We start from the raw sequence: 9,661 nt of genomic DNA on the forward strand, positions 1-9,661 counted from the left end.
CACTGGGTCGCTGGTCGGCAGCGTCAGATGTGTATAGGAGCCAGCTCGCGGGCATAGCTCGCCGCCGAGCGGTCCTTGGCGGTCAGCTGTCCCGGGTCGGCACCGAACAGCAGCAGCAGCCCGACGATCGCCGCGTCGCCGTGCATGGCGGCGGCATGCAGCGGGGTGAAACCATCCGCCTGTTGTTGGTTTGGGTTCGCTCCGGCGCGCAGCAGTTTCTCCACCATTGCCGCGTTGCGCTTGGCGGTGGCGGCATGGATGGCGGCGACCTGCTGGGGGTTCCTGGCTGCCGCGTTGACGTCGCGGGTCAGCGGCAGCAGCAGCTCGAACGCCTCGGCATTGTCGAAGAAGGCGGCGAGCCCAAGCGGGGTGAAGCCATCGGCGGAGAGCGCGTTGGCGTCCCAGCCGCCGGCCAGCGCCACTTCCAGCCGCTCGCCATCATTGAGGATGATCGCCTCATGCGGATCGAGCTCGCCGATATGGGCCCGCACCGCCGAGATGGCGCCGACATTGCCCATATAGGCGGCCCAGGCCACCAGCGAGGCGCCGCTCGGATGCCGCGCATGCGCCAGCTCCGGATCATGCGCCAGCTCGGCGCGAAGGCCATCGAGATCGTTGCCGGTGATGAGAACGAAGGGATCGCTCATCGGGAGAGCATAGCGCCGCTTGCCGAGCGGTTGAAGCCACCCGGTGGCGTGGGGAATCGGCGGAGGCAGAGGCGTTACGCTGGCCCAGGGATTCATCGGCGCTCTCCTGCAGCGACCCGGGGGTAACGCCGAAGGAGCCTGCGTGTTCCCTGGGCTAGTGTGCGCGCGACGCGCTGGGCGGCGTCGGGTTGATGCGGCCCCAGGCCCGGCGGAGTTGGCGAGACGAGGCGAAGCCGGTGCGTTCGGCGATGCGTTCCATGTCGAGGCGGGTTTCGCTGAGCAGTTGCTGGGCCAGCGCGACGCGCAGCCGATTGACGTAATCGGGGATACTCATCCCGGCGTGCTCGTTGAACAGGCGCGAGACATGGCGGGGGCTGGCGAAGGCGATTTCGGCCAAGGTGTCGAGCGACCAGTCGCGCGCCGGGTCGGCGGTGATGGCATCCTGCACGCGGTGGATGGCGGGGTGGATGTGGTTGCGACCCTCGAGCCAGGGCGACAGCTGCGGGTCGGTGCCGGCGCGGCGCAGGTAGACGACGAGGAAGCGCGCCACGGCGGCGGCGGTCGCCGGGCTCACCAGTTGGCCGATAATGTGCAGCATCAGGTCGATACCGGCAGTGATGCCGGCGCTGGTGTAGCGCTCGCCATCCTCGACATAGAGCCGGTTCTCCAGCACGCGAGCGGTGGGGGCGGTCTCCGCCAGCAGCGCACAATCGGTGAAATGCGTGGTGCAGGCGTGGTCGTCGAGCAGGCCGGCGCGGGCGGCGAGCAGGGCGCCCGAGCAGATCGACACCAGCCGGATGCCTGGGCGAATGTGCCGGCGCAGCCAGGCGACGATATCGTCGGAGCCCTGCAGCGGCGCTTCGATCGGCCCCAGCCGCTCGGCGCCGAGGATCAGTTCGGTATCGCCTGAGAGCACCACCATGGCGTGGTCCTCGATGGCCTCGGGCAGCGGCGCGATGCCGCTGACGGTGAGGCCGATCGAACTGGTGACCTCGGGCAGGGCGCCGATATAGCGGACATCGAACAGGACTTCCGACTGCAGCTGGCTGGCTTTGCGCAGGGCCTCCATTGGCCCCGCGACATCGAGCAGCAACGTCCGCGCCGGCAGCACGACATAGACCGGTATCTTACGCGGGACAGGGCTCACGCGGCGGCGGACTTTGGCGCGCCGGCCAGGGCTTCCGCGATGCTGCAGACGCGGGCGAAGCGACCATCGAGTACGGCGGCGGTACGGGCCTTCAGCTCCTCGACGCTCCAGGTGCGGCCGGTCTTGTCGGTCAGCGCCATGGTGTGGGTCGCCTCGGTGACATAGTCGACCTGCCAGCCGAGATCGGAGGCGTGCCGGGTGGTCGTCTCGCAGCACTGTTCGGTGCGGATGCCGGAGACGATCAGCCGGCGGATGCCGTTTTCGGTGAGCCAGACATCGAGCCCGGAGCCGACCAAAGCCGAGTGCCGGGTCTTATGGAACTCCGCATCCGGCGTCAGCTGCAACTCGGCCAGCGGACGCACGAAGCCGGAGGCGAGCGAAAAGATGCCCTCGGGCTCGACATGCAGCACGCGGATGACGGCATAGCCCTTGGCCCGCGCCCCGTCGATCAGCGCCTGCTGATTCTTCAGGTAGGTGGCGTAGTCGGTCTCGAACCAGTTCTGGCGCTGCCGGAACGATTCCTGGGCATCGATGACTAGAACGGCGGTGTCGGACATTTCTGGACCTCATGGGGCTGGATGATGGTCGGAGGGTAGGGCGGTGTGAGGGTGCCCGAAAGGCCGGGGCGGGACAAGGAGCGGACAGAAAAGGACATCGATGACGTCCCGCTCTGCCACCCCACCGGATGTCATCCCTGCGTAAGCAGGGACCCATTTCGCCGCCTGCACCAGCTGCGAGTTGGGTCCCTGCTTTCGCAGGGATGACACCGAGTTTGGGCGGGCCATCGATGGCTCTCACGTCCGCCGTCGTAGATGGCGACGGCAGGAGATGGATGCTAACCTCGCGCCAACGAGGACATCGCATGACTATCGACGACAGGCCGCGCATCGTCGGCGGCGGCCCCAAAAAGCTGCTCTACACGGTCGACACTATCCGCCGGATGGGCGTCGGCAAGGCCGCCAAGGCGCTGACCGCCCACAATACCTGCAAGGCTTGCGCCTACGGCATGGGCGGGCAGAAGGGCGGGATGACCAATGAGCTCGGCGAGTTTCCGTCGGTCTGCAACAAGTCGGTGCAGGCGCAATCGACCGATATCCAGCCGGCCATTCCGAACGAGGCGTTCCTCCACCCGCTGAGCGACTTGCAGCAGCTCTCGGGCCGCGAGATGGAAAAGCTCGGGCGGCTCAATACGCCATTGTTCAAGGCAGCGGGCGCCGACCGGTTCGAGCCGGTGAACTGGGATTTCGCCATCGCCCACGCCGCGGCGCAACTGAAGGTGACCGATCCCAACCGCAGCTTCTTTTACTCCTCCGGCCGTTCGTCGAACGAGGCCGGATTCGTGTTCCAACTGCTGGCGCGGGTCTGGGGCACCAACAACGTCAATAACTGCTCGTATTATTGCCACCAGGCGACCAGCGAGGGGCTGGCCACCACCATCGGCAAGGGCACGGCAACAGTCGAGCTCGAGGATCTGACCGGCGCCGACCTGATCTTCGTCATCGGCGCCAACCCGTCGTCGAACCACCCGCGTTTCATCCACATGCTGAAGCACTGCCGCGACCGCGGCGGCGACGTGATCGTCATCAATCCGGCGAAGGAGCCGGGGCTGGTGAAGTTCGCCGTGCCGAAATCGCCGACCTCGATGCTGTCGGGCGGCACCGAGATCGCCTCGGACTACCTGCAGCCGCGCATCGGCTCCGATATTGCGCTGTTCAAGGGGCTGATGAAGGCGGTGCTCGCCATCGGCGCCGAGGACCGGAGCTTCATCGAACAGCACACGGCGGACTTCGAGGCGCTGCGGGCCGACCTCGAGGCGGTTTCGTGGGAAGAGATCGAGGCGATCACTGGCCTGTCGCAGGCCGCGATCGAGCGCGTCGCCACCCGCTACGCCAACCGGCAGAACGTGGTGTTCGCCTGGGGCATGGGGATGACGCACCACCTGCATGGGGTGGAAAATGTCGAAGCCATCGCCAACCTGGCGTTGCTGAGAGGCATGATCGGCAAGCGCTACGCGGGTCTCTTGCCGCTGCGCGGCCACTCGAACGTCCAGGGCATCGGCACCATCGGGGTAAAGCCGGTGGTCTCCGAGCAGGTGTTCGTCGCCATGGAACAGGCGTTCGGGGTGACACTCGGCCGGGCCAAGGGGCTCGATACCATGGCAGGGCTCGAAGCCGCGGCGCGCGGCGAGATCGACAGCGCCGTGATCATGGGCGGGAACCTCTGGGGCGCCACGCCCGATACGGCGTTCGCCAGCCGCGCCATGCAGGCGATCGGTTTCAAGCTGTTTCTCACCACCACGCTGAACCGGGGTCATGTGCACGGGCTGGGAGAGGGCGAGGTGCTGATCCTTCCCGTCACCGCCCGCGACGAGGAGTGGTCGCCGACCACCCAGGAATCGATGTTCAACTTCGTCCGCCTGTCGGATGGCGGCATCGAGCGGCTGGACAATGTGCGGCCGGAAACGGTGATCCTCTGCGATCTCGCCAAACTCCTGCTACCGGATAGTTCGGTGCCGTTCGAGCGATTCAAGGAACACCGGCAAGTCCGTGAAGTGATTGCGAAAGTCGTGCCGGGGTTGGAACAGCTGGCCGATATCGACGTGGCGAAGCGCGAGTTCCACATCAAGAACCGGGTGATGCACACGCCCGAGTTCGCGACCAAGGACGGCAAGGCGCATTTCGTCGTCACGCCGCTGCCCAAAGCCCCGGCGCCGCTGACCCTCGCCACGGTGCGCTCCGAGGGGCAGTTCAACACCATCATCTATGAAGAGCAGGACAGCTATCGGCTGAAGGCCGGGCGCGACGCCATCTTCCTCAACCGCGAGGATATGGCGGCGTTCGGGGTGCGCGACGGGCAGCGGGTCACCATCGCCTCGAACACGGGGCGGATGAAGGGCACGGCGATGGCCTTCGACCTGCCGCGCGGCTCGGCGCTGGCCTATTATCCCGAAGCCAATGTGCTCTGCGGCACGGCAGTCGATCCGCGCTCGAAGACACCGGCGTTCAAGTCGGTGCCGGTGTGGATCGAGAGTTAGCGGTCAGGGGTGAGTTGAGCACTACGCGACGCGGTGATTCACGGCCTCGCCTTCTCCACAGATGTCATTCCCGCGAAGGCGGGAACCTAGTGGGATGCTTCAACGCATGTGGAGGCTGAGAGATCGCACTGGGTCCCCGCCTGCGCGGGGATGACGCCGAGTTGGTGGAAGGGCAATGCAAAAAGGCCCCCACAGTCAGGATTGCCGGCCCACTGAACTCGGATAATCTCCCCCTCGGGAGTTCGGGGACCAACAATGAGCGACGACAAGCAGGGGCAACCGGCGCCGGAAGTGGATCGCCCTGGCGAGCGGGCGCGGGCGTTCAATGCCGCGATGGCGACGCTGGGGATTGCGATCGTCGTCTTCATCGTCGGTGTCGTCGTCGGCTTCCCGCTGGCGACGTTCGGGGTGGAGTTCGTCACCGCCAATGGCGGGCTGGTGTTCGGGCTGCTGTTCGGTTTCCTCGTCCTGGTGCTGGTCGTCACCGCGGTGCTGATGATCTTCCGGCGCCAGATCTGGGAGAGCCTGTTCAAGCGCAGTGAAGTGGAGATGGAGCGCTTCGCCCGGCCGCTCTCCGAGGTCGCGCGCTTTGCCGCGCAGCAGAAGGTCGCGGAAGCGACCGACTCCGCTCGCGATCTCGCCGAACTGGTGCTGGCGCGTTACGCCTGGGTCTCGACCCGGCGCTGGCTGATGGCGACGATCACCGCCTTCATCGCCGCGATTGCGGCGCTGGCGGGGTCGGCGCTGCTGTTCCAGCAGAACCAGCTGCTGCGCACCCAGATCGGGCTGATGCAGGACCAGAACGGCCGCATCGAAGAGCAGAACCGCTTCATCCAGAGTCAGATCGAGCTGGGCGAGGCGCAGCGCTCCACCTCGATCGTGCCGGAGATTCTGGAGATCGGGGCGCAGGTGGCGCAGGAGGTGGCAGGTTTCAACACTTTTGCCGGCGATCAGCCCGCCATTGCGATGCTCAGCCCGGGGCTGCGGGCGCGCATCATCGCGGCGACCACGGCGGCGCGGCCCTATCGGTATCTCCGCAACCCGCTGACCGACCTCGATGAGAACCTGCTGATGTCGTCGGGCCTGCTCCGGCGCACTGACCTTGCCGCCTCGGCGACGGTGCGTCAGCAGCTCGACGCGGCGAATGGTGCGGTGCAGTTCGCCGGCGAACAGAGTGGCGTGATGTCGGATCGGCCGCTGTCGCCGGAGCGCGGGCAGATCATCGGCCTCTTGATCTCCAACGGGCTCACCGATTTCTCGACGCTGAACGGCGCCGATTTCAGCTTTGCCGAGGTGCGGTCGACCAGCACCGGCAGCTCCATCCGCTTTCACTTCGCGGCGCTGCGCTTTGCCAATTTCGACCGGCAATTGCTGGTGGGCGCGGAGTTCGACGGGGCCTATCTCGAGCATGCGCGGTTCCGCAACGCCAATATCAACTACACCCGCTTCACGGCGGGCGAGCTGCCCTCGATCACCGGCGGCGCGGGGCTGAAGCAGGGGGCGCAACTGTCGGGCGCGGATTTCTCCGGCGCTATCCTGAAGCACGTCTCGTTCGACGGCAGCCGCGGCTTCGGCATCAATTTCGATGGCGGCGTGGTGCACAACACGACGTTTGCCGGTACCTCAATGGCCGGCAGTACGTTCCGCAATGCCATCTTCGGGGTGGTGGACTTTTCCGGCGCCGACCTCAAGAGCGTCGATTTCGATGGCGCCATTGTGTTCGATGCCGGCTTCCTCGATACGGTCGCCAAACAGGCGTCGCCGGAGAGCTTCGTACGCGACCGGTTCGAGATCGCGCCGCTTGCCGCCGAGGAATTTGCCCGTCACCCGCGCTGGTCCGATGCGTGGCTGGATGGGCTCGAGGCCAGGCAGGCCTATCGGATCACACGTGTAGGAGCATTCGAGTGAACGGCTTCCCCAAACAGACTTTTGAGTTCCTCGCAGGGATCGCCGCGCATAACGAGAAGGCGTGGTTCGATGCCAACCGGCCGCTCTATGAGGCCGGCTATGTCGAGCCGGGCAAGGCGTTCGTCGCCGAGATCGGCCCGAAGCTCAAGGCTATCTCGCCGGAGGTGCAGTTCGACCCCAAGGTCAACGGCTCGATCTCGCGCATCAACCGCGACATCCGCTTTTCGAAGGACAAGCGACCGTACAAGCAGCATCTGGGGCTGTGGTTCTGGCATGGCGAGAAACGCAGCTGGGACCGGCCGGGGTACTACGTGCATGTCGAAGCGGAGCGGGTGTTCCTCGGCACTGGCATGTATGGCTTCGACAAGGAGACGCTCGACAGTTTTCGCCAGTCGATCATCCACCCGCGCTCCGGCAAGGCGCTGGTCGCGGCGGTGGCGGCGGTCAAGTCGAAGGGCGCCTACAACATCGGCGAGAAGACGCGAAAACTCACGCCGCGCGGCTTCGAGACGGATCCTGACAGGGCGGAGTTCCTGCTCTACGAGGGGCTGACCGCCGGCATCGAACTGCCGGCGAGCGCCGCGGCCCACCCGGACTTCGCCGAGGTTTGCCTCGAGCACTTCGCCAATACTGCGCCGATCACGCAGTGGTTGATCGCCGAGGTGGCAGGGTAGGGAGTTCCTTGCAGCTGCAACGTACTGCCCCTCACCCCGACCCTCTCCCCGGCGGGGAGAGGGGGCGATGTGGCACTGTCCGTGCAAAGTGCGTCCCCTCTCCCCGCCGGGGAGAGGGTCAGGGTGAGGGGCAGTAGTTACCGCGTGACGGCGGGTCGCTCACCCGTTCCGGAACGCATAACCATAGCCGTTGAGGGCAGGGGCGCCGCCGAGATGGGCGTAGAGCACTTTGCTTCCCCTGGGGAAGTAGCCGGTCTCGACCAGGTCGATCATCCCCTGCATGGATTTGCCCTCGTAGACCGGATCGGTGATCATGCCTTCGAGCCGGCCGACGAGGCGGATCGCTTCCTTGGTCTCCTCCGACGGCACGCCGTAGATCGGGTAGGCGTATTCTTCCAGCAGCACGACGTCGTCACCAACGATGGGCTGGCCAAGCTCGACCAGTTCGGCGGTGCGCTGGGCGATCTCCAGCACCTGGGCGCGAGTCTGCTGCGGCGTGCAGGAGGCATCGATGCCGATGACTTTGCGAGCCCGGCCATCGGCGGCAAAGCCCACCAGCATGCCGGCATGGGTGGAGCCGGTAACGGTGCAGACGACGATATAGTCGAACTTGAAGCCCAGCTCGGCCTCCTGCGCCCGCACTTCCTCGGCAAAGCCGACATAGCCGAGGCCGCCGAACTTGTGCACCGAAGCGCCGGCGGGGATCGGGTAGGGCTTGCCGCCCGCTGCCTCGACCTCGGCGATGGCGTTCTTCCAGCTGTCGCGGATGCCGATGTCGAAGCCATCGTCGACCAGCCGGACATCGGCGCCCATGATGCGGCTCAGCATGATATTGCCGACCCGGTCATAGACCGCATCCTCGTGCGGCACCCAGCTCTCCTGCACCAGCCGGCACTTGAAGCCGATCTTGGCGGCCACCGCCGCGACCATGCGGGTGTGGTTGGACTGCACGCCACCGATCGACACCAGCGTATCGGCGCCCGAGGCAATGGCATCGGGGACGATGTATTCGAGCTTCCTGAGCTTGTTGCCACCGAAGGCGAGGCCGGAATTGCAATCCTCGCGCTTGGCATAGAGTTCGACGCCGCCACCGAGATGGGCGCTGAGGCGGTCGAGTTTCTCGATCGGCGTGCGGCCGAAGGTGAGGGGATAGCGCGGGAACTTCGCGAGGTTCATGCCGGGGTCCTTGAGCTCGAAATCTGACTCGAGGCTAGCAATTGTCTCGCGATGGGTGCTTTCAATGTTGGTACGTCGATTGCTTCGGGCAGCCGCCCGATCTAATCGGACTATGCGCCATCTGCCGACTTTGAGGCTCAGAATGAAAGAATCTTCCGATCCCGATCTCAACCGCATCGATCTCAAGATGCTGCGCGCGCTGCAGCGGGACGGGCGGATCAGCAATGCCGACCTTGCCGTCGAAGTTGGCGTCAGCGCCGCCACCTGTCACCGGCGGACCCAGCAACTGGTCGAGGCCGGCTATGTCTCCGGCTTTCGGGCGGTGGTGGCACCGCACAAGGTCGAACTCGGCACGCTGGTGCTGGTCGGGGTGGTGCTCGATCGCTCGACACCCGAGAGCTTCGCGGCCTTCGAGAGCGCGGTGGGAAAGCTGAAATTCGTGCTCGATTGCCACCTGGTGGCCGGCGACTTCGACTATTTCCTGAAGATCCGGGTGCGCGACATGGCCGATTTCAACCGCCTGCACGGCACGCAGTTGATCGGGCTGCCAGGGGTAAGGCAGACCCGCACGTTCTTCGTGATGAAGGAAGTGGTGGATGGGCGGGCGCTGGAGTTTTGAACCCCACCACCGGTGTCATTCCCGCGCAGGCGGGAACCCAGTGGGATGCTTCAACCGTCACCGGCGCTGAGAGATCCCACTGGGCCTTCGCGGGAATGACGCTGGCGGGTGGGGTGGGGATCTGAGAGGACTGTCTCCAGTCTCGCCACCTACTCGATGTCATCCCAGCTTTCGCTCACGTGCGCTAAGTTAGGGTCGTGCCCCACCCACCGGGTCATTCCCGCGAAAGCGGGAACTTCTGTTTTCTTGGCCTGCAGCACGATCGCAAACGGAGTGCCGCGCTTTAGCGGGGATGACACCGAGTTTGGGGCGGCCTGCAGGGCCTCGGGCCGCATACCCGGCGTCACCCCAGTCGGGGGCTAAGGTGGCGTCCATCCGGCCAACCCAAATCGCTAGCTTAGCGCATATGCGCGAGAGCTGGGCTGACACCGGTGCTTGGGTGTAAGGAGCCCTGTC

General features: G+C 65.6%; 8 protein-coding genes. 4 read left to right on the top strand and 4 right to left on the bottom strand.

Annotated features, from left to right (window positions below; all coding sequences use genetic code 11):
- Nucleotides 1–23: 23 nt before the first annotated feature.
- The 3 genes from VW23_RS23790 to VW23_RS23800 form a co-directional block, all read right to left on the bottom strand.
- Nucleotides 24–647: an ankyrin repeat domain-containing protein gene (locus VW23_RS23790; protein WP_141728474.1), complete on the bottom strand. Its 624-nt coding sequence runs from the start codon at nt 645–647 to the stop codon at nt 24–26.
- A gap of 154 nt (nt 648–801) precedes the next feature.
- The gene (locus VW23_RS23795; protein ID WP_069911975.1) at nt 802–1,794 is read right to left on the bottom strand and encodes a GlxA family transcriptional regulator; all 993 of its coding nucleotides are present in this window, start codon (nt 1,792–1,794) and stop codon (nt 802–804) included.
- Complete coding sequence (locus VW23_RS23800; protein WP_069911976.1) at nt 1,791–2,351, bottom strand: cysteine hydrolase family protein; 561 nt, start codon at nt 2,349–2,351, stop codon at nt 1,791–1,793. The genes VW23_RS23795 and VW23_RS23800 overlap by 4 nt, the downstream gene beginning before the upstream one ends.
- 305 nt (nt 2,352–2,656) lie before the next feature.
- On the opposite strand from VW23_RS23800, the gene VW23_RS23805 reads away from it, so the two are divergent.
- The 3 genes from VW23_RS23805 to VW23_RS23815 all read left to right on the top strand — a co-directional run bounded on the left by VW23_RS23805 (nt 2,657) and on the right by VW23_RS23815 (nt 7,410).
- The gene (locus tag VW23_RS23805; RefSeq protein ID WP_069911977.1) at nt 2,657–4,828 is read left to right on the top strand and encodes an FdhF/YdeP family oxidoreductase; all 2,172 of its coding nucleotides are present in this window, start codon (nt 2,657–2,659) and stop codon (nt 4,826–4,828) included.
- A gap of 255 nt (nt 4,829–5,083) precedes the next feature.
- The gene (locus VW23_RS23810; protein WP_069911978.1) at nt 5,084–6,736 is read left to right on the top strand and encodes a pentapeptide repeat-containing protein; all 1,653 of its coding nucleotides are present in this window, start codon (nt 5,084–5,086) and stop codon (nt 6,734–6,736) included.
- Nucleotides 6,733–7,410 (top strand): DUF2461 domain-containing protein, encoded by a 678-nt coding sequence (locus VW23_RS23815; protein WP_069911979.1) that lies wholly within the window; start codon nt 6,733–6,735, stop codon nt 7,408–7,410. The genes VW23_RS23810 and VW23_RS23815 overlap by 4 nt, the downstream gene beginning before the upstream one ends.
- A 159-nt stretch (nt 7,411–7,569) precedes the next feature.
- Here VW23_RS23815 and VW23_RS23820 read toward each other — a convergent pair whose 3' ends face one another.
- Nucleotides 7,570–8,586 (bottom strand): 1-aminocyclopropane-1-carboxylate deaminase, encoded by a 1,017-nt coding sequence (locus tag VW23_RS23820; protein WP_069911980.1) that lies wholly within the window; start codon nt 8,584–8,586, stop codon nt 7,570–7,572.
- A gap of 142 nt (nt 8,587–8,728) precedes the next feature.
- On the opposite strand from VW23_RS23820, the gene VW23_RS23825 reads away from it, so the two are divergent.
- Nucleotides 8,729–9,205 carry an Lrp/AsnC ligand binding domain-containing protein gene (locus tag VW23_RS23825; RefSeq protein WP_069911981.1) on the top strand — a complete coding sequence of 159 codons (477 nt, stop codon included), beginning with the start codon at nt 8,729–8,731 and terminating at the stop codon, nt 9,203–9,205.
- Nucleotides 9,206–9,661: the final 456 nt, after the last annotated feature.

The organism is Devosia insulae DS-56 (assembly GCF_000970465.2).
GTDB lineage: Bacteria > Pseudomonadota > Alphaproteobacteria > Rhizobiales > Devosiaceae > Devosia_A > Devosia_A insulae.